Origin of the sequence: Caballeronia sp. LP006 (genome assembly GCF_031450995.1) — a bacterium.
Lineage (GTDB): Bacteria > Pseudomonadota > Gammaproteobacteria > Burkholderiales > Burkholderiaceae > Caballeronia.
The window spans coordinates 747,920-768,424 of record NZ_JARTVW010000002.1; the positions used below are offsets into that span (position 1 = coordinate 747,920).

Here is a 20,505-nt window from a genome sequence, read left to right on the forward strand (position 1 = left end):
GAAAAGGCTGGCGCGAAGTTCATCGCGCCGGCTTCCAGCAAGCGCCGCGTCGCGGCACGCCTCACACGAGAACGCCCATGAATTCAAGCACGAGCTCAGGCACGGGTTCAGGCACGCCCGCGCGCGCCGATACCGTATTCTTCAACGGCAAGATTGCCACGCAGGACGACAAGCGTTCGTTCGCGGATGCACTCGCGGTTGCCGATGGCAAGGTCATCGAAGCAGGATCGCGTGAAGTCGTGATGCGTTATGCGAACGACGCGACGCGCCTCATCGATCTCAACGGGCGCACCGTGATTCCCGGCCTCAACGATTCGCATCTGCATGTCATACGCGGCGGCCTCAACTTCAACATGGAGTTGCGTTGGGATGGCGTTCCGTCGCTTGCGGACGCGCTCGACATGCTGAGGAAGCAGGTTGCACGCACGCCCGCCCCGCAATGGGTGCGCGTGGTCGGCGGCTGGAACGAATTTCAGTTTGCGGAGCGCCGTGGTCCGACGCTCGAAGAGATCAACGCGATTGCACCGGACACGCCGGTGTTCATCCTGCATCTGTATGACAGCGCATTGCTCAACGCGGCGGCCTTGCGCGCGGTCGGCTATACGAAGGAAACAGCCGATCCGCCCGGCGGCGAAATTCAGCGCGACAAGCGCGGCAATCCGACCGGCATGCTGATCGCGCGGCCCAACGCGGGCCTTCTTTACGCGACGCTCGCCAAGGGTCCGAAGCTGCCGCCCGACGAGCAGCGCAATTCCACGCGCCACTTCATGCGCGAGTTGAATCGTCTTGGCGTGACGAGCGCGATCGATGCAGGCGGCGGATATCAGGCTTATCCCGACGATTACGCTGTCATCATGGACTTGGCGAAGCACAACGAATTGACCGTGCGTATCGCGTACAACCTCTTCACGCAGAACGCAAAGAAGGAGATTGAAGACTTCGCGAAGTGGGTGAAGATGACGAAGCCCGGCGAAGGCGACGACTTCCTGCGCGTGAACGGCGCAGGCGAAATGCTGGTGTTCTCGGCGGCTGATTTCGAAGACTTTCTGGAACCGCGCCCCGACCTGCCCGACACGCTCGAAACCGAACTCGAAGCGGTAGTGCGTCTGCTCGTTGCAAACCGCTGGCCGTTCCGTCTGCATGCCACCTATAACGAATCGATCGAACGCTTCCTCAATGTGTTCGAACGTGTGAATGCCGACATTCCCTTCGATGGCTTGCGCTGGTTTTTCGATCATTGCGAGACCATCACGCAGAAAAATATCGACCGTGTAAAGGCGCTTGGCGGCGGTATCGCAATCCAGCATCGCATGGCGTATCAAGGCGAGTACTTCATCGCACGATACGGCGAGGAAGCCGTGAAGCGCACGCCGCCTATCCGCCACATGCTCGATGCCGGTCTGCCCGTGGGCGCGGGCACCGATGCCACGCGCGTGGCGAGCTTCAACCCGTTCGTCTCGCTTTATTGGATGGTGTCGGGCAAGACGGTCGGCGGCACGGCCATGTACAACGGCGCGAACAAACTCGACCGCATGGAAGCGTTGCGCCGTTATACCGTTGGCAGCGCGTGGTTTTCAAGCGAGGACGATCGCAAGGGCGCGCTCGTCGCGGGGCAGTTCGCGGACTTCGCGGTGCTATCGGAAGACTTCTTCACCGTCGATGAAAGCCGCATCAAGTTTCTCGATTCGGTCATGACCGTGGTGGGCGGCAAGGTCGTCTATGCAAGCGACGAGTTCACCCCATACGGTCCCCCGGACTTGCCGGTGAGTCCGTCATGGTCGCCGGTGGCGGAGTTCGGCGGTTATAGCCGTTACAAGCCGACCGCGGTTGCCTGCGTGGACGGTTGCGTGAATCTTTGCAACGTGCATGCGCATGCGCACGGTTTCGCGTGGCGCAAGAACGTACCTGTCAGCGACTCGAACGGCTTCTGGGGCGCGCTGGGATGCAGTTGTTTCGCGTTTTGAACAAGGGCGAGTGACGCGATGCCGACCCTGACCGACGGCCTGCTCTTCGGCATCGCGATACTCGTCGTAGACTTCCTCGCGTGGCGCTTCATGGACCGAAGAAGCGAGCCTATGCGGCTTGCGTTTCGTGCGTCCATGTTCGCGTTATCGACGTGGGTGTTGTTCGCGCACGGCATGAATCCGCTCTTTGCGGCGCCCTGGCCCAACGAACCGCTGCGGCATCTGCTTGCGCAAGTGCTGGAGTTGATGTGGTGGCTGCAAGGCGCGCGGCTCGTCACGATCATGCTCGACCGCATCGTGCTGCCCGAGGCGTGGCACAAGGAGCGGCTCTTTCAGGACGTGCTCGGTGCGCTCGTCTATCTGGCTGCCGCGGTCGCGGCCGTTGCGTTCGTGTTGCAGTTGCCCGTGCGCGGGTTGCTGGCGACCTCGGGCGCGGTGGCCATTGTCATCGGCCTTGCAATTCAGAGCACGCTCAACGATGTGTTCTCGGGCATCGTGCTCAACGCCACGCAGCCGTTTCGTCTGGGCGACTGGATCACTATCGGCGATGCCGAAGGCAAGGTCGTCGAGAGCAACTGGCGCGCGACGAGCCTGCTCAACGGGCAGGGCAACATCGTCGTGATCCCGAACAGCGTCGCGGCGCGCACGAACATCGTTAATTCGAATCAGCCGTTCGATACGAACGGCATCAGCGTCGTGCTCTCGGTGGATCCATCGGTGCGTCCCGCTGTCGTGCTCGATGCGCTCGGCGATGCCGCAGCGAGTTGCATCGACGTTATCGGCCGTCCCGCGCCGGTCGTAAGTGTGCGGCGCGCGACCGAAGACGCCATCGAATACGAGATTCTTTGTTACGTCGATTCGCTCGACAAGAAAGTTTCGGTGCGCAGCGATCTCTTCGATCTGGCGCATCGGCATCTAGGTTCGCGTGCGGTCGTGTTGCGTCCGTTGTCGGCGCCACGGCAAACGACGCAAGCCATCGACGAGAAGCTCGTGTTGTTGCGCGACGTGACAATCTTTCATACGCTCGATGCGGACGAACTGAACGAGCTCTCCAAACGCCTCACGCGTCATGTTTTCGAAGTGGGCGAAACGGTGTTTGCAGCGGGCAGCGACGAAGGTCAGGCGTTGCACATCATTGCGCGTGGCGTGGCAAGCGTGACGGTACCGAAAGCATCGCACGATCTCGAAGTGCGAAGACTTGCACCCGGCGATTCCATCGGTCAATCCGGCATTCTCGCGGGCGTGCAAAGCGATGTGACCGTGCGTGCGACGACGCGCGTCGTCGTGTACCGGCTCGACAAGGAGGCGCTCACGCCCATCCTCGCGCGACGTCCCGAGGTCACGAGCGAGATGTGCAGGCTGCTTTCCGAGCATCGTGCGAGCGACCAGATGTTGCGCGCGGCGCCTGCCGGGCAGGCATCGGAACATAGCAGTCTTTTCGGATGGATTCGCGAGAGCGTGAAGCGTTTTCATCAATTGACCTTTTGAGGTCTTAAGGTTTTTTAAGCTTTATCCAAGGCCAATTATCAATCGGCTTGCTAGGCTTTCCCTTAAGGGAGAGACAGGGTTTCTTCTTTAGGAAAGGATGGAACAGAGAACATGGGCTATGTCATTTCACTCGGTGTGGGCTTCGCGGTCGGCCTGCTCTATTGGCTCTTGCGCGTGCAGTCACCCGCGCCGCCTTTGATCGCGCTAGCGGGACTGCTCGGCATGGTACTCGGCGAACACGCAATACCGGTCGTGAAGTCGCAGTTCTTCGCGCAAACCGAAAGCGTGAACGTCGTATCGAAGGACAAGGCAGGCACGTCGCGTGAAGGCGGCTGAGGTTTCACCGGAGAAATCCCTTGAAAGAGCATGAAGAGACGGTGCTCGCGTTCATAGCGGGATACGTCGATACGCTGGGATTCGTCGCGTTGTTCGGCCTCTTCACGGCACATGTGACGGGCAACTTCGTGCTGATCGGCGCGGAGGTCGCGGGCGTGGGGCAAGGCGTGCTGCTCAAGCTGCTGGCGTTTCCGGCGTTCATCGTCGGCGTGGGATCGGCGAGCGTGGCGGCAAAGATCATGAAGGCACGTGGCGACGCCTACATCGCCGCAGCATTGCATCTGTGGCAAGCGTTGCTGTTGTTCGCGTTCTTCGGCACAGGACTGCTCGCGTTGCCTATCGATGACGCTTCATCGGGCATGGTGCTGCTCTGCGGCGTGTTGGGCGCCACCGCAATGGGCGTGCAGAACGCGCGCCCGAAAGTCTTGCAGAAGCCCGGGCTGCCCAACACAGTGATGACCGGCAATGTCACGCAGATCGTGCTCGATCTGGTCGATCTCGCGCATCGCGGTTCGCATCATGCAGAAGGGCCGCAAGTGCTCACGCGTTTGCGCGCCACGCTCACGGCCATGCTTGCCTTTTCCATCGGCGCGGTGGGCGGCGCGCTCGCCTTCGTGCATCTCTCGTTCTACGGCCTGATCTTGCCCATCGCGCTGCTTCTGTTGCTCGCATGGCCGCCGCGCGTTGCCCGGGCGGCGTGACTTATGGTTCGCTCACTTCAAACATCAATGAGTATCGACATGATCAAGCTCGTTCGCTCAAGCGCCATCGCGGCGGCATTTCTCATCGGCATTGCGCCTCTCGCATCGTTCGCGGATGCCGGTCCGCATGACGCTACCGCCGCGTCCGCCATCAAGGGTCGAGTCGCGGTCGGTCCGCAATACGATACGACCCACGTCTACGTCGCATCCGCCGATGTCGATACCTTCGTGCAGAGCTTTCTCGCGACCTTCGGCGGCAAGGCATCGCAGAAGGCGGTTTTCACCGTGACGCCCACGCTGAGCAAGACGGCTTCGCAATACGTGCAGACGCCCGTGGGCATGCTGTCCGTGTTCGGCTTCGAAACGCCCGTGCCTTATCCGTTCGGCAACGAGCGCACGGGCTATCTCGTGACCGATATCGACGACGCCGTGAAGGCCGCGCGCGCGGCGGGCGCGGACGTGATCGTCGAACCGTTCGACGACCCCATCGGCAAGGACGCGATCATCCAGTGGCCGGGCGGCCTCGTCATGCAGCTCTACTGGCACACCAAGGCGCCGAACTACGCGCCGCTGCAAAGCGTGCCCGACAACCGCGTCTATGTCTCGCGTTACGAAGCGAATAACTTCGTGCGCCGCTGGCTGCGCTTTTCTCACGGCAAGGTGGTCTCGGACAATGCGCGTGCCGATGCGGGCGTGATCGGCAAACCGGGCGAGACGTTCCGGCAGATTCGCATCGACTCGAATTTCGGGCGCATGGTCGTCTTCGTGACCGATGGCAAGCTGCCGTTTCCGTTCGGCAAGGAAACGACCGGCTATGGTGTCGATGACCTCGCCGCGACCCTGCAACGTGCGCAAGCGGCAGGCGCGAAGGTGCTGGTCCCGCCTTATGCGAGCGCAAGCTACAAGACGGCGATGGTCGAGTTCCCGGGCGGATATATCGCCGAAATCCACGATGGCCGCTGATCGTTACAGACGCTGCCGTGCGCTGCGTTCGCTGCGTATGTTCTTGATCGGCACGGGGATCGCGGCGGCGCTGCCCGTATCCGCAGCGGATACGGCGCTCGGCAGCGCAGGCGACGATACCAACGCCAGCGCCGCGCCAGGGGCATCGTGCGCTCGCCCGGCGATCAAGTTCAATCGCTGGCAGGAAGACTGGTCCGTGCTCGGTCTGCCTTGCGTGCCGAAACGCCCGCTCGACGCGCTCAAGTACATTCCGCTGTTCGGCAATCCGGACGCGTATGTGTCGCTCGGAGCGGTGCTGCGAGAACGCGTCGAGATGAACGACGCGCCGCTCTTCGGCTTAGGCTCCGGCCGCGACGATACCTACGTGCTGCAACGTCTCGAAGTCCACGCCGATGTGCATCTCGGCCCCTATGTGCAAGTGTTCACGCAACTGGAAGACGCGCGTCCGTATGGCAAGGACAACGTGACCTCCGTCGACAAGAATCCGCTCGATCTGCGTCAGGCGTTCATTGCGTTCACGCATCCGCTCGCGGGCGGGCTCGTCAAATTTCGCGCGGGGCGGCAGGAGATGGCGTTCGACTTGCAGCGCTTCGTATCGGTGCGCGACGGCCCGAACGTGCGGCAGGCTTTCGACGGTTTCTGGGGCGACTACGAGACCGGTCCGTGGCGCTGGATCGCCTATGCAACGCAGCCGGTGCAGTATCGCTTCAACACGGATTTCGACGATGTCTCCAATCGTCATCTCACCTTCAGCGGCGCGCGCGTCGAACGTCAGGGCGTGGGGCCGGGTGATCTGTCCGCATATTACTCGCGCTATAACCGCAGCAATGCGCGCTTTCTCGATGCCAGCGGCGACGAGCATCGCGATGTCTTCGACATGCGATACGCGGGCAATGTCTCGCATATCGACTGGGACGTGGAAGGCATGTATCAAAGCGGTCATGTCGGCGAGAAGACGATCAGCGCATGGGCCGTGGGTTCGCTCGCCGGTTACACGTTGGCGGCGGCGCCCTGGACCCCGCGTCTGGGCATTCAGATCGATGCCGCCTCGGGCGATCGTCATCCGGGCGATGGGCGCGTCGGCACGTTCAATCCGCTCTTTCCGAACGGCTATTACTTCACGCTCGCGGGCTACACGGGATACACCAACCTGATTCATATCAAGCCGTCGCTCACGCTCAAGCCCAACAGCAAGCTCTCGCTGCTCGCGGGCGTCGGCTTGCAATGGCGTGAGACCACCGCGGACGCCGTCTATGGACAAGGCTCGGCGGTCGTGCCGGGAACAGCCGGGCGCGGCTCGCGCTGGACCGGCTTCTATACGCAAGTGCGCGCGGACTATAACGTCGCGGCGAATCTCGTGGCCTCGGTCGAGGCCGTGCATTTTCAAGTCGGCTCGTCCTTGCGCGATCTCGGCGCGAGCAATGCCGACTACGTGGGCGCCGAACTCAAGTTCGGCTGGTAAAGCATTCGATGGAGCCTGAGTCATGAGCGATTCCGATCTACCGAGGCCGTTCGGGCGTGCCGCGACGCCATCCGAACTCGAAGTGCCTTTTTCCTCGCTTGAATTTCGTCAGCACCAGATGTTTCCGCGTCTCTCGGATACCGAGATCGAAAGCGTGCGGCGTTTCGCGCGGCCCATGTCGTTCAAAAAAGGCGACATGATCTTCGAAACGGGCAAGGTGGCGCTCGGTCTTTTCGTGTTGCTGAAGGGGCGCGTGCGTATCTCTTCGCGCGACAGCTTCGGGCGCTCCACGCTCGTCACCGAACACGACGACGGGCATTTCATGGCCGAGATGGCGCAACTCTCGGGCAAGCCCGCGCTGATCGACGGCGTCGCGCTCACCGACGCCGAAACGCTCGTCATCGAACCCGACAAGCTGCGCGCGCTGATCGTCGCCGACGCGCAACTCGGCGAGCACATCATGCGTGCGCTGATCCTGCGGCGGCTCGGATTGATCGAGCAGGGGCTCGGGCCGATCATCGTCGGCAATGGAGACGATGCGCGGCTGATCCGTCTGCAAGGCTTCCTGCGCCGCAACGCGCACCCGGCAACCGTGGTCGATGCCCGCACCGATCCCGAAGCGGTGACGCTGCTCTCCGGCATGACGACCGGTCCGGACGACTTCCCGCTCGTCTTCTGCCCGAACGGCTACGTGTTGCGCGCGCCGGACGAGGCGCAACTCGCGTCGTGCCTGGGACTCGTGCCGGCGTTCGAGCCTTCGCATATCTACGATGTCGCTATCGTCGGCGCGGGACCGGCCGGGCTCGCGGCGTCGGTGTATGCGGCCACCGAAGGGCTTTCGGTGGCCGTGTTCGATCAGCGCGCGCCCGGCGGTCAGGCGGGCGCGAGCGCGCGGATCGAAAACTATCTCGGCTTTCCCACCGGCATCTCGGGCCAGGCGTTGGCGGCCCGCGCGTTTCAGCAGGCGCTCAAGTTCGGCGCGCACCTCGCCATTCCAGGCAAGGTGACGTGCGTCACGCCCGAGAACGACGTCTTCGTCGTCACGCTCACCGATGGCCAGCGCGTGAGCGCACGCACGATCGTGGCGGCGAGCGGCGCGGCGTATCGCAAGCCGGACGTCGAGGACTTCGACCGCTTCGAAGGGCGCGGCACGTACTACTGGGCGTCGACCATCGAGGCGCGGCTCGTCAAGGGGCAGGACATCGTGTTGATCGGCGGCGGCAATTCGGCCGGTCAGGCGATCGTCTTTCTTGCCAACTTCGCGCGCAGCGTGCGGGTGCTCGTGCGCGGCGAAAGCCTGAGCGCGAGCATGTCGCGGTATCTGATCGACCGCATTGCTTCCCTGCCGAACGTGATGCTCTGCACGCGCTGCACGTTGAGCGGCCTCGAAGGCGACGAGGCGGGCCTCACGCACGTTCGCGTCCATCATGCGGACGAGGCGCGTGACGAGGCCATCGCGACGCGGCATCTGTTCCTCTTCATCGGCGCGGACCCGGAGACGCGCTGGCTCGCGGCGAGCGGCGTCGCGCTCGACAACCGCGGCTTCGTGATGACGGGATCGGGTCGCACGGAACACGGCACGCGGCTGCGCTTCGCGCTGGAGACGAGCGTGCCGGGCATCTTCGCGGTTGGCGACGTGCGCTCGGAATCGGCCAAGCGCGTGGCTTCCGCGGTCGGCGACGGCGCGGCGGTGGTCAGTCAGATTCATGCGTACCTGAGCTTGTCGGTCACCGCCGATTAATAACATTTAAGGACGATTAGCGCGTCTGCCGATTTATGCGTGGCTATGCTTCGTGAGAACCGGTGCGTGCAAGGGAAACGCTCATGTCGAAGTGGAGAAGTCTCGGATGCCTCGTGCTTTGCGTCAGCGCCTTCATGACGACGGACGCGGCATTCGCCCGCGCGCCGATGGTCGGCACGCAAGGGCCGGGCTTTTATCGCCTGATGCTCGGGCGATTCGAAGTCACGGCGCTGTCCGACGGCACGCATCCGTTTCCCATCGATACGGTGGTGGAGGGTGTATCGAAGAAGGAAATCGCCGAGGACTTGCGGCGCGATTTCCTCGATGCGCCGGTTCAAGGCTCGATCAACGCGTTCCTCGTCAACACGGGCGCGAAGCTGATTCTGATCGACTCCGGCGCGGGCGTGTTGTACGGCGCGTGCTGCGGCCGGATGATGGCGAACCTGCGGGCGGCGGGGTATCGGCCGGAAGACGTAGATGAGATTCTGCTCACGCATCTGCATAAGGATCACGTGGGCGGCGTCATCGTCGATGGCGCGATGGCGTTTCCAAACGCCGTGCTGCGCGTGAACCGGACCGAGGCGGACTACTGGCTCGATGCCGCGAACAAGCCGAAGGCGCCTGCGTTCCTCTCGACTTTCTTCGATGCCGCGAGCGCATCCGTCGCGCCTTACGTGGCGGCGGGCCGTTTCGTGCCGTTCTCGGGCGATGTCGAACTCGAACCCGGCATTCGCGCCATCGCGACGCCGGGTCATACGCCGGGACACACGACGTATCGCATCGAAAGCGGCGGCAAGACGATGCTCGCGTGGGGCGACGTGATCCACGTGGCGAGCATTCAGTTGCGCGATCCGCAGGCGTCCGTCGAGTACGACACCGATGCACCGGCCGCGCGCCGTTCGCGCCGCGCCGCGCTCGATCTCGTGGCGCGCGAGGGCGATCTCGTGGCGGCGGCGCACATCGCGTTTCCGGGTTTGGGACATGTGAGAAAGGAGGGCGCCCGCTACGAGTGGGTGCCCGTCAACTACGAAGGCGATCCGGGCCATTGACGCGCCCGGCGCCTGACCACGCGGAGATGCGCGATGCCAGAAGCCCTCGTAGCAGAACGTAGAACCCTGCCGCCGCGTGCCGCAAGAGGGGCTGAGGTGATCGCGAATCTCACGCGCGGCGCGGTCTGGACGCATGTGATCGATGCGCTGCAAGGCGGCAACGACATGGCGCATCGTGCGGCGCTGGAAGCTTTGAAGCGCATGCGCGGACGCGAGACGCAGCCGTTTGCGGACCATGCGCGCATCGAGGTGCTGGAGCGGCTGTCGTCGAGAACCATCGCGATTCTCTGGCAGGACGCGACGCGTTGCCGCTATGCGGATCAGGTCTGGGTGCGTTGCCAGGCGCGCAAGATTGGCCGTTGCGCGCTCACGGGCGCGGGGATCGTGCGTGGCGATATCGTCTACAAGCCGCAACGGCGCAGCGCTTCGTTGGGCAATGCACGCGCCATGATCTTGGCTTCCGCGTTGCCCGACTAGGTTCGACGCTGCGCCGCATGTGCAAAACGCATGTGCAAAATTATTGAACGATAAGCCCGGTTTTTTCCAAACATGGGAGAAGGCGGGTGCTCTATGCTTCGGGGGCACTTTCCGGGCGCCAGAATTTTGGGTGCGGCGCCGGGGCTACGTTCAAACCTTCATATGCTGGACCATTGCGCATGATTCGCATCGGACCGCTTCAGGTGGATCTCGAGCGTCGGCAATTGCTGCTCGATGACGAACCTGTTCGACTCGGAAGCCGTGCGTTCGATATTCTCGCCGTGCTCGTGGCCGCCGACGGCGCGCTCGTCTCGAAGAACGACCTGCTCGCGGCGGTATGGCCGGATACGCTCGTCGAAGAGAACAATCTGCAGGTGCACATGTCGGCGCTGCGCAAGGTGCTGGGCGCGAACCGCGTGCTGATCCAGACCGTCTCGGGACGCGGTTACCGGCTCGTCAGGACGAGGCAACCGGCCGATGCGCCCACGAGCGTCGCCAACGCCGGCGTTGCACACAACCTGCCTTCGAATACCTCCCCGCTCGTCGGACGCGATACCGCCATCGCCGATATCCTGCTCGCGCTCGAAGCGGCGCGGCATGTGACGCTGATCGGCGCGGGCGGGATCGGCAAGACGCGCCTTGCGATCGAAGCCGGACGGCGTTCGCTCGACCGCTTCCCCGACGGCGTGTATCTCGTTTCGCTTTCGCCCGCGCAAGATTTGCCAAGCGTGCTGGCGGCGTTCACCGGCACGCTCGGCATCAATCCGGCGGCGGGGTCGCGCTCGCTTGCCGTCATCGCGCAGGAATTGCGCGAGCGCCGCATGCTCGTCCTGCTCGATAACTGCGAACACGTTCTCACGCCTGCGGCGAGTCTCGCCGATGCGCTTTGCACGGTGAGCGATTCCATTCGCGTACTGGCCACGAGCCGCGAACCGCTCAAGGTGGTGAGCGAGCATCTTTACTGGGTCGCGCCACTCAGCGTGCCCGCGCCAAGCGCCTCGGGCGTCGACATAAAGCGATGCAGCGCCGTGCAACTGTTTCTGGCTCGCGCGCGCGCCATCGACCTGCGCTTTTCGTGCGATGAACGCAGTATGGAACTCATCGGCACCGTTTGCCGGCGGCTGGACGGCATACCGCTCGCCATCGAACTGGCTGCATCGCGCGCCACGATACTCGGTGTCGAAACCCTTGCGGCGCATCTCGATGACCGCTTTCGCATGCTCACGGGCGGCAATCGCACGGCGCTGCCACGGCATCAGACCTTGCGCGCGACGCTCGACTGGAGCCACGCCTTACTCGATGACGCCGAACGCACGACCCTGCGCCGTCTCGGCATTTTCGTGGCGGACTTTTCGATGGAAGCGGCGGTCGCCATCGTCGGCGACGATGCATTGCGCGAGTTCGATGTGATCGCGGCGGTATCGGGACTCGTGGAGAAATCGCTCGTCGCGCGGCAGACGGGGAATGGCCGCGCGGCGTATCGTCTGCTGGAATCGACGCGCGCCTACGCTTTGCAAAAACTCGATGACAACGGCGAGCGGCAACGCGTATCGCTCGGTCACGCCAATCATTTCGCGAGCCTTTTGAACGACGACGCGCAGCATGGCGGCGGACATCACTCCGAAGGTTGGCAACGGCGCATGCGCGACATGCTCGGCGACCTGCGCGCCGCGCTGACATGGACGCTTTCGCCCAAAGGCGATGCCATTTTGGCGGAAACGCTGTGCGTGAAATTCGTCTCGCTGCTGTTCGAACTTTCGCTCGTCGAGGAATGCTGCGTGTGGGCGCGGCGCTCGCTTGCCGCGCTGCAAACCGGACGCGAGGCGGAAGCTTTCTCGCATCGCTGCATGCGCGTGCGGATGCGTCTGCAGGCGGCGCTTGCTGCCGCGCTCGTCTATGTGCATGGTCCGGACAAGGAGACTCGCGCGTTGTGGTCGGAGGTGCTGGCGTTGTCGCTGGCGCTGGCGGATCGCGTCTTCGAGGCGCGCGCGCTCTGGGGCATGTGGAACGCGAGCCAAAGCGCGGGCGAAGTGCGCAGCGCGTTGTCGTTCGCCCGGCGCTTCGCAGCACTCGCCGCCGATTCGCAGACCACCGACGCCGAGCCGGAATCGACCGATGTGCTGCTCGGCTACCGGCTGCTCGGCATTGCTTCCCACTATGCGGGCGAACAGGCGAAGGCGCGGGCATCGCTCGAACACTTTCTGCAGCATGCGGCGCGCTTGCAGACGCGTATGCCGCTTGGGAGATCGGTCGATCAGCGGATCGTCGGGGAGGCCACGCTTGCGCGCGTGCTCTGGCTGCAAGGCGCGCGCGACGAGGCGCGGCGGTTGGCCGAAGCGTGCGTCGTGGATGCATGCGCCGCCGAGCAGGCTATCGTGACCGCTTATGTGCTGATCGAAGCGCGCATCCCGCTGGCGTTGCTCTCGCGCGAACGGGAGGCGGCGCGGCAGGCTATCGACATGCTGCTTGGGATTTCGATGCGCACGGGTTTGAACGTTGCGCAGGCGTGCGGCGCGGCATTCGACGCGTACCTGATTTCGCTCGATGACATCACGCCCGACGTCCTTCAAGCGTTCGACGCGGCCTTGAAGGAACTCGATACGCTCGGCTTCAACGCGCCGCGCTCCATGCTTGCCGCGCAATATGCGCGTGCGCTCGGGCAGGCGGGACGGCACGGCGAAGCCATCGACACGACCGTGCGCGCGCTCAAGCGTTGCAACGACAACGGCGACGCGTGGTATGCGAGCGAACTCTTGCGCACGCAGGGCGAACTTCTGCTGATGGGGCCGCCGGGCGAGGCCGTGTCGCTCGATGCGGAAGTCTGCTTTGCGTCCGCGCTGGAAACGGCGTCGATGCAGGGTAGCGATTCGTTCTATCTGACCGCGGCCACGAGCTACGCGCGTCACTTGCATGTGAGCGGCCGCAACGCGCAGGCGATGACGGTGCTGGAAACGGCGTGCGCGCGCTTTCCGCAATGGCGCGAGTGGGACGATTTTCGCGCGGCGTTGCGCCTTTTGAACACGCTCAAGACCGCGTGCGATTCAGCGGATTCGGCGGATTCCGCGGATTCGAGGGAAGCGCGGCGCTGAGTCATCTGCTTGCTCTGGCGCGCGAGTTGGACAAACTTGTGCGCGGCTTCGTGCCCTCTGAATACGCTAAGAACGCGTTCGATTCGGCGCATTCGATGGAAGGCGGCGTTGAGCCGATCTCACGCGAGCGCCATGCGGCGATGCGTCCGCCGCACGCCTTTCAGAACCGCATCGCCATCACGCGGCCGCGATGCGTTGATGCGCGGCTTCATCGATCAGGTCCGGGCGATCGAGCTGATCGACCCACCATTGCAGCGCGCGTCCGACGCGATCGCTGCGCCACGCGAGATAGAAGTACGTGATATCTCGCATGCCGATGACTTCCTTGCTGATGAGCGTGCCGCGCCGGAGATGTTCATCGGCGAGACATTCGGGAATGGTGCCGGCCGCGATGCCTTGCAACTGCGCGTGCAGTTTGGCTTCGAGCGACGGCACGGTGAGCACTTCCTGATTCGGCCCGATGGCGATGGTGCGCGGCGCGAGTTCACGCGAGGTATCGCCGATGGCAACGGCGCGGTGCTGCGCGACGGTATCGGCGGAAAGCGGCCCTTTTGCCGACGCGAGCGGATGATTAGGCGCGACCACGAACACATGCTTGAGCGAGCCGATTGGCTTGGCGATGAGATCGGGAATGAGCGGCGGCTCGCCTGCCGCGCCGACGACGAGATCCGCGCGGCGCGTGAGCAGCGCGTCCCACGAACCGCCGAGCACTTCCTTGGAGAGCACGAGGCGCGTGTCGAGCTTGAGACTGTAGAAGGCGCTGACGGGCTTCCACAACATGTCGAATGGAATGATTTCGTCGATGCCGAGCCGCAGTTCCGTTTCCCAGCCGTGCTGCACGCGTTTGGCTTTGCGTTCGAGATCGGCGGCGGCTTCGAGCAAACGGCGGCCTTCATCGACGACGAGGCGTCCTGCCTGCGTGAGCGTCGCGCGCCGCCCGGTGCGGTCGAAGAGCGTCACACCGAGATCGAGTTCCAGCTTCTGAACGAGATACGTCAGCGACGAGGGGACTTTGTGAAGCGCTTCCGCCGCTTTTGCGAAGGTTCCGGTGCGGTCGATGGCGTCGAGGGCCTGGAGGACTTCGAAGGAGAGGTTCATGGGGAGCGTCGGTATCGAAAGGAAAATCCCCTCAAAACGTCTCCACCCAAGGCCGAACCTCGATCTCCCAAGACCACGCACTGCGATGCTGTCGCAGCAAATCCAGATAAGTTTGCGCGATGGCATCCGGATTGAGCGTGCTGTCGGGCTTGTCCACGGGATCAGGCCGATGCTCCGCCCGCACGCCGCCATCGACGACGATATGCGCGACATGAATGCCCTTCGGCGCCAGTTCGCGCGCCGCGCTCTGCGCAAGACCGCGTAGCGCGAACTTGCCCATCGCGAAAGGCGCGGAGAGCGCAAAGCCCTTGATGCCCGCTGTCGCGCCCGTCAGCAGAATGGCGCCTTTGCCCGCCGGCGTCATGCGCTTCGCCGCTGCCTGCACCGCGTAGAACGCGCCCAACGCCGTGACGCCGAGCGCTTTCCCGACCTCCGCCGGATCGAGTTCCGCAATGGGACCGCGCACTCGCCCGCTCGCGTTGTACACGACGATCTCCGGCGCGCCGATGCGCGCTTCGGTTTCCGCAAAGAGCCGCTCGACCTGAGCGGGATCGGCGGCATCGACGGTCAGGGCGATGGCGCCGGTTTCATCGACGAGCGGCTTCAGCTTGTCGATGTTGCGCGCGGCAATCACGACCGGCAGACCGGCGTCGCGCAAAAGCCGGGTGAGCGATCCGCTGATGCCGGAGCCCGCTCCGATGATCAACGCGTTGCGGTAGGGCATCTCGGTCATGGTTTCTTCGCCTAAGAGAGCATGGTTCGGTTCGGTTCTGGCGTCGAGGCGCCAGAGCCATGACGAGCATCATAAATGTTGATCGCCAATCGCGCCCGCCCGCACCGAGGCATCAAGGCAAGTGATTGCCGCCTGTCACACCATAGACTTCTCCAGTCACGAAACTAGACTCTTGCGATGCAAGCAGCACGTAAATGGGCGCGAGTTCGGCGGGCTGACCGGGCCGCTTCATCGGCACTTCGGAACCGAATACCTCGATCTTGTCCTGCGGCTGGCCGCCGCTCGATTGCAACGGCGTCCACACCGGGCCCGGCGCCACCGCATTCACGCGCACGCCCTTCGATGCGACCTGCTTGGCGAGTGCATGCGTGAACGCAGTGATCGCGGCCTTCGAAGGCGCATAATCGAGCAAGGACGGGCTCGGCTGATAGCTCTGGATGGACGTCGTATTGATGATGGTCCCGCCCGGCGGCATATGCGGGAGCGTCGCCTTGCACAGCCAGAACATCGCGAAGACGTTCGTGCGGAAAGTGGCTTCGAATTGCTCCGTCGTCAGTTCGGCGATGGTTTCCACCGACGTTTGCTTGCCCGCCACGTTGACGAGAATATCCAGTCCACCCAGCTCGGCAACCGTGCGGCTGACGAGATCGCCGCAGAAGGTTTCGCTGCCGATGTCGCCTGGCAGCGCCACGGCCTTCACGCCTGCCGCCTGCACGAGTTCAAGCACTTCGCGCGCGTCCGGCTCCTCGGACGGCAAATAATTGAGGACGAGGTCCGCGCCCTCACGCGCAAAGGCAATCGCCACGGCGCGGCCAATGCCGCTGTCGGCGCCCGTGATCAGTGCGCGGCGGCCCTTGAGACGGCCGAACCCTTGATAGCTTTCCTCGCCGTGATCGGGACGCGGCTTCATGTCCCGAGCGAGGCCGGGCGCGGACTGCGGCTGGCGCTCGAAGTCGGGACCGGGGTACTGCTTGAGCGGGTCCTGCATCGTGTACTGGTTCTTCGTTGCGGTCATCGTTTCGTTCCTTACTTGCAAAAAGGGATGAGTGTTCGCGGCGTCATTTCAGGGCGCTGATTCTGGATTTAGCGTACGCGACGGTTACGGCTCGGCTCTGCAATGGCCATGCCTAGCAACAGCGGTAGTCGCTCGCAGCCCGATTCACAGTCTTCCGATGCATGTGAAACGCACTGCGGCCGTGCGCTTGCGCACAGTCGTCGGAGAGAAAGTCCGTCCCGGCACGCCGCCTGCTTGTCGTAACTCAAATGCTGCAACGGAGAGAGCCATGAGATTCGCATTTCTTCAGAACGTGGACTTCGAACGCGTGTCATTCGACATGGGTCGCCAGTTTTCCCAGTTTCTGAAGGGAAAAGGTCTGGTCGATGAGGACAGCGCTGCCCAAAGAAACATCGATTCCGCCGACGTATTCGGCGCGGTCGACGACAGCTTTTCCGAAGCGGTCAACTTTCGCTTCAATGTGCGTGGCGTGGAACACCGCGGGGCCGTCACGCACGACGCCTTGCGCGATCGTCACGGCGTGCCAGGTGTATCCGAGCCCGAACTCGCTCTGTTCATCAGGCATGCGCCGGCAATCGGCCGGGCGGCGATGATCAAGCAGGCGCGCAGCCGATCCGGCTTCGTCGTGCTGGAAAGTGGCGATCTATGACAAGACCTCGTTGGTCGGACTGGTATCGCGGCAATAAGCGTTGTTGAGGGTAATCACAATTGCCGGGGCTTCGACTTTAGGTAGCGCGTCGGCGCCGGTTCGTAGCCAATCATGGAGAAGACATGGAAGATCATAAGGAACAGGACCGCATTCGCCGCCGCGCCTATGAACTATGGGAGCGAGAAGGCAGCCCCGATGGACGTGCCGAAGAATTCTGGGAGCAGGCACGCACTCAACTGGAAGCCGAGGACCCGGATAGTTCCACGAGCGACGAACCTGCCACGGCCAGCGCCACGCAAGGCAAATAACGTCTCTTCGCAGGCAAGGCATCCGATGCGTCACGCGGCGCATCGGAGTTCGATTGACTAGAATACGGGCGCAACGCGTTCTCTCAATCGGACCACACAGACTCCATGCTCGCAGCGCTAGCCACCTTGCTCGTCTTCCAGTGTCTGGGCGAAGGCGTCTCCTATTTGTTCAGCATTCCCGTTCCTGGACCTGTCGTCGGCATGCTCATGCTGCTCGGCTTTCTCGCGATACGTCCGCAGGCCGCCAACGCGCTCGAACCCACCGCGCTCGAAATACTCCGTCATCTTTCGCTACTCTTCGTGCCTGCAGGCGTCGGCATCATGGTGTCGGCGAAAGCGCTGAGTGGCGACCTCGTCGCGGTCGTCGTGGCCATCGCGGTTAGCACGACGCTGGCGATTGCGGTCACCGCGCTCGTCATGCGTGCGATGTTGCGCCGACAGCGCCGCCTCTCCAACGATACGAAAGGCGCCGCATGACCGCGATCCCACGCCTCGGAGGTATTTGGGTCTATCTGGCGGCCACGCCGCTGCTCGGGCTGACGATCACGCTGCTCGCTTACCTCATTGCGCAGCGCATCTACGCAGCCTTCAAATTCAATCCGCTGGCAAACCCAGTCTTGATCGCGGTGGCGATCGTCGTCGTCGTGCTAAAGACCAGCAACACGCCGTACGACACGTACTTCGATGGCGCGCAGTTCGTGCATTTTCTGCTCGGACCCGCGACCGTCGCGCTCGCGTTGCCGCTTTACCGGCAGCTTGCGAATCTGCGGCGGCTCGCATTGCCGATCATCGTAAGCCTTGCGGCGGGCTCGTTGACGGCGATCGTCTCGGCGGTGTCGGTGGGCGCGCTCATGGGCGCATCGCGCCAGACGGTGGCATCGCTTGCGCCGAAGTCGGCTACGACGCCTATCGCCATGGCGGTTGCCAAACAGGTCGGCGGTGTGCCGTCGCTCACGGCGGTGCTGGTGATATCGACGGGCGTCTTCGGTGCGGTTGCCGCGCGGGGCATCCTCAACCTTCTCCGTGTGAACGAAGTCGAAGCGCGCGGGTTTGCGCTCGGCGTGGCGTCGCACGGCATCGGAACGGCGCGCGCGTTTCAGGTGAGCGAGGAGATGGGCGCGTTCGCCGGGCTTGGAATGGGGCTGAACGGTGTGTTCACGGCGTTCGTCGTGCCGGTGTTGTTGCCGATGCTGGCGCGGTTTGTTTGATGCGGTATCGACGGACTAAGGCCCGGTTCTGACCGCATGACCCGGCGCCGCAATCGCGCGCTGTGCGAAGTCTATGAACGCATGCACCTTCCGCGAATGACGCCGGTTAGGCAGGTAAGTCGCATAGACGAAAGCGTCGCCGCCTTCCGGCGTGACCTGCGCGTCGTCGAACAAGGCAGTCAACGATCCGTCGCGTACCGACGCCCCGATGAGCCATTGCGGCAGCAGAGCGATGCCCAGCCCGCCGAGCGCCGCGCCCGCGAGCATGTCGAGATTGTTCGTCAACAATTGACCGCCGACATCGACGGATTCGGTTCTGTCAGGGTAGCGGAATACCCACTTCTGCCGGTTGCCGGGCTTATACGCAAACCGCAGACAGTCGTGTGCAACGAGTTCCGAAGCTGCGTGTGGATGGCCTCGCCTCTGCAAGTACGCCGGACTTGCCACGACGCATCGCGCACTGTGGCCGAGCCGCTTCACGATGAGACGAGGGTCGGCGGTCGGCACGCCAACGCGCAAGGCCAGATCGATCTTCTCGCTGACCAGATCCATGTGACTGTCAGACACGACCAGTTCCAGATTCACGCGCGGATGCTGCCGTAGAAACGTCGCGATATGCGGGGCGATATGCAGCCGGCTATAAGTTGCCGATACGCTCACGCGCAACGAGCCCATGGGATCGATACCGGTGTCGATGACGCTATCGTCGGCGCCCGCCAGATCGGCCAGCACCTGGCGCACTTGCTCGACGTAGGTCACACCGGCGTCGGTGAGCGTGACGCTGCGCGTCGTGCGTGTCAAAAGCGACGTGCCGAGCGACGCTTCGAGTCCGTCCATCAGTCGCATGACGGAAGACGTCGTCTTGCCGAGTTCATGCGCGGCTGCCGTGAAGCCGCCGGATTCCGCTACCGCCAGCAAGGTTCTCAATGCCAACAGCTTGTCCATGTGCTCTCTATGAGTTCGACGCCGCGACCTTCGAGCGTCGCTGACAGTGTACTCATCCAGAAAGAGGAGGGCAGACTCGGTGCATCGAATGATCGCGTTCAGAACTTGTGACGAATGCCGAGCGTCACCACGAGCTGACGCTTGCTGCTCGACGGTCCGTAGCCGAGCACGGTGGCGTGCGTGGCATCGCCCGCAGCTTGCTGGGCGAAGGCGAGCATGGCGATATCCGTGCGCTTCGAAAGAATGTAATCCACCGTGACGTTCAGTTCGTGCCACATCGGCGACTGGTCGGGATCGTCGTATTTTCCGCGCGTGAAAACGTAGGCGGTGCCGATCAGCAAGTCGGGCCGAATGTTGTAGTTGACGCTCACGTTGAAGTTTTTCAGATTCAAGTGACTCTGGTCGAGATAGCTGTAATCCACGTTCGTGAACATTGCGCCTAAGCGAAGCGGGCCTGCTACATAGAAGCCGCCGGTGCCGAGAATTCTTTGTTTGCTGGCATAGGCCTTCGAAGGCAACGCGCTGTGCGTGAATAGCAGGTACGTGGGCGAGTAATCGTTGTCGACGGCGCCCGTTTGGTTGGTGTTGCTGTAGGGCGAGTCGTACTCCGCATACGCAACGTTCCAGTTGAAGGGACCGTGGTCGTATCGGAGGCCGAGGCTGAAGGCACGATTGTCCGCAAAGCCGCCGGATGAGTTGCTGAAGCCATACAAGGCAGTCGCTTTGATACCGTGGAAGTCCGGGCTCGCATACTTCAACGAATTCTGAATGCGAATATTGTTGAAGGTGTTGTCGCTATCGCCAATACTCCCGAGCCAGCTCCATGCCGTATTGGGTCCCAGATAGTCGACGACGGCATCGTACTGACGGCCAGCGGTAAGCGTACCCCACGCGTCGCTCGAAAGGCCGACAAAAGCCTGTCTGCCGAACTCGCGGCCGTTGTTGCTCAATGCGCCGTTCAACGCATTGAAGCCGTTTTCTAGCGTGAATACTGCCTTCAGGCCCGAGCCGAGATCTTCGATCCCACGCAGTCCCCAGCGCGGGCTCTGATTTTGTCCGGTGATGGCCTGATACGTATGATGACCGGATTGATTCGGCGAATAAGCGACGCCCACCGATATCAACCCGTACAACGTAACGCTGCTTTGCGCATGCGCAATCGGGACTTGCAGGCCAGTCAAAAGTCCTGCCGCAACAGCGAGGTGCTTGAACTTCACGTGATACTCCATGATTTTGGCGCGACAAACGGGCTCGTCATGGTCGCGACGATCGATATCGG

Annotated in this window: 19 protein-coding genes; 14 read left to right on the forward strand and 5 right to left on the reverse strand. The window is 63.0% G+C overall.

Translation table 11 applies throughout. From position 1 onward, the window contains the following. Positions 1–77: 77 nt before the first annotated feature. The 10 genes from P9250_RS04085 to P9250_RS04130 all read left to right on the forward strand — a co-directional run bounded on the left by P9250_RS04085 (position 78) and on the right by P9250_RS04130 (position 13,270). Positions 78–1,964, forward strand: coding sequence for an amidohydrolase (locus tag P9250_RS04085; protein ID WP_310391241.1), 1,887 nt, complete (start codon positions 78–80; stop codon positions 1,962–1,964). Positions 1,965–1,982: 18 nt separating this feature from the next. Beyond that, positions 1,983–3,452 (forward strand): mechanosensitive ion channel family protein, encoded by a 1,470-nt coding sequence (locus P9250_RS04090; RefSeq protein ID WP_250467891.1) that lies wholly within the window; start codon positions 1,983–1,985, stop codon positions 3,450–3,452. Positions 3,453–3,563: 111 nt separating this feature from the next. Beyond that, positions 3,564–3,788: a DUF1427 family protein gene (locus P9250_RS04095; protein WP_244831210.1), complete on the forward strand. Its 225-nt coding sequence runs from the start codon at positions 3,564–3,566 to the stop codon at positions 3,786–3,788. A gap of 20 nt (positions 3,789–3,808) precedes the next feature. After that, positions 3,809–4,489, forward strand: a complete 681-nt coding sequence (locus P9250_RS04100) for a YoaK family protein (RefSeq protein ID WP_310391243.1) — start codon at positions 3,809–3,811, stop codon at positions 4,487–4,489. 27 nt (positions 4,490–4,516) lie between these two features. Then, positions 4,517–5,452, forward strand: a complete 936-nt coding sequence (locus P9250_RS04105) for a glyoxalase (protein ID WP_409014793.1) — start codon at positions 4,517–4,519, stop codon at positions 5,450–5,452. Next, positions 5,442–6,914 (forward strand): alginate export family protein, encoded by a 1,473-nt coding sequence (locus P9250_RS04110; RefSeq protein WP_310391247.1) that lies wholly within the window; start codon positions 5,442–5,444, stop codon positions 6,912–6,914. Before P9250_RS04105 ends, P9250_RS04110 begins: the two co-directional genes overlap by 11 nt. A 22-nt stretch (positions 6,915–6,936) precedes the next feature. Further along, complete coding sequence (locus P9250_RS04115; protein ID WP_244831214.1) at positions 6,937–8,655, forward strand: FAD-dependent oxidoreductase; 1,719 nt, start codon at positions 6,937–6,939, stop codon at positions 8,653–8,655. A gap of 83 nt (positions 8,656–8,738) precedes the next feature. Further along, complete coding sequence (locus P9250_RS04120; protein ID WP_409014794.1) at positions 8,739–9,704, forward strand: MBL fold metallo-hydrolase; 966 nt, start codon at positions 8,739–8,741, stop codon at positions 9,702–9,704. Positions 9,705–9,737: 33 nt separating this feature from the next. Further along, positions 9,738–10,181, forward strand: coding sequence for a DUF3331 domain-containing protein (locus tag P9250_RS04125; protein ID WP_244831215.1), 444 nt, complete (start codon positions 9,738–9,740; stop codon positions 10,179–10,181). 179 nt (positions 10,182–10,360) lie between these two features. Beyond that, complete coding sequence (locus P9250_RS04130; RefSeq protein ID WP_310391249.1) at positions 10,361–13,270, forward strand: winged helix-turn-helix domain-containing protein; 2,910 nt, start codon at positions 10,361–10,363, stop codon at positions 13,268–13,270. Positions 13,271–13,447: 177 nt separating this feature from the next. On the opposite strand, the gene P9250_RS04135 is transcribed toward P9250_RS04130, so the two are convergent. From P9250_RS04135 to P9250_RS04145, 3 genes are all read right to left on the reverse strand, one after another. Further along, on the reverse strand, positions 13,448–14,368 hold the full coding sequence (locus P9250_RS04135; RefSeq protein WP_250510492.1) for a LysR family transcriptional regulator: 921 nt from the start codon (positions 14,366–14,368) through the stop codon (positions 13,448–13,450). Between the two features lie 31 nt (positions 14,369–14,399). After that, positions 14,400–15,101, reverse strand: coding sequence for an SDR family NAD(P)-dependent oxidoreductase (locus tag P9250_RS04140; protein WP_250493943.1), 702 nt, complete (start codon positions 15,099–15,101; stop codon positions 14,400–14,402). 112 nt (positions 15,102–15,213) lie between these two features. Further along, complete coding sequence (locus tag P9250_RS04145) at positions 15,214–16,116, reverse strand: SDR family oxidoreductase (RefSeq protein WP_310391253.1); 903 nt, start codon at positions 16,114–16,116, stop codon at positions 15,214–15,216. Between the two features lie 307 nt (positions 16,117–16,423). Here P9250_RS04145 and P9250_RS04150 point away from each other — a divergent pair, with 307 nt between their 5' ends. The 4 genes from P9250_RS04150 (at position 16,424) to P9250_RS04165 (ending at position 18,281) form a co-directional block, all read left to right on the forward strand. After that, positions 16,424–16,765, forward strand: coding sequence for a hypothetical protein (locus tag P9250_RS04150; RefSeq protein ID WP_310391254.1), 342 nt, complete (start codon positions 16,424–16,426; stop codon positions 16,763–16,765). 122 nt (positions 16,766–16,887) lie between these two features. After that, the gene (locus P9250_RS04155) at positions 16,888–17,073 is read left to right on the forward strand and encodes a DUF2934 domain-containing protein (protein ID WP_310391255.1); all 186 of its coding nucleotides are present in this window, start codon (positions 16,888–16,890) and stop codon (positions 17,071–17,073) included. A gap of 105 nt (positions 17,074–17,178) precedes the next feature. Continuing rightward, complete coding sequence (locus tag P9250_RS04160) at positions 17,179–17,550, forward strand: CidA/LrgA family protein (RefSeq protein WP_250467901.1); 372 nt, start codon at positions 17,179–17,181, stop codon at positions 17,548–17,550. Continuing rightward, on the forward strand, positions 17,547–18,281 hold the full coding sequence (locus tag P9250_RS04165; protein ID WP_244831223.1) for an LrgB family protein: 735 nt from the start codon (positions 17,547–17,549) through the stop codon (positions 18,279–18,281). Before P9250_RS04160 ends, P9250_RS04165 begins: the two co-directional genes overlap by 4 nt. A 15-nt stretch (positions 18,282–18,296) precedes the next feature. Here P9250_RS04165 and P9250_RS04170 read toward each other — a convergent pair whose 3' ends face one another. Beyond that, a complete protein-coding gene (locus P9250_RS04170; protein ID WP_310391262.1) occupies positions 18,297–19,226 on the reverse strand; it encodes a LysR substrate-binding domain-containing protein in 930 nt (309 codons plus the stop codon). A 98-nt stretch (positions 19,227–19,324) separates the two neighbouring features. Beyond that, positions 19,325–20,443: a porin gene (locus tag P9250_RS04175; protein ID WP_310391263.1), complete on the reverse strand. Its 1,119-nt coding sequence runs from the start codon at positions 20,441–20,443 to the stop codon at positions 19,325–19,327. Between the last annotated feature and the right edge of the window lie 62 nt (positions 20,444–20,505).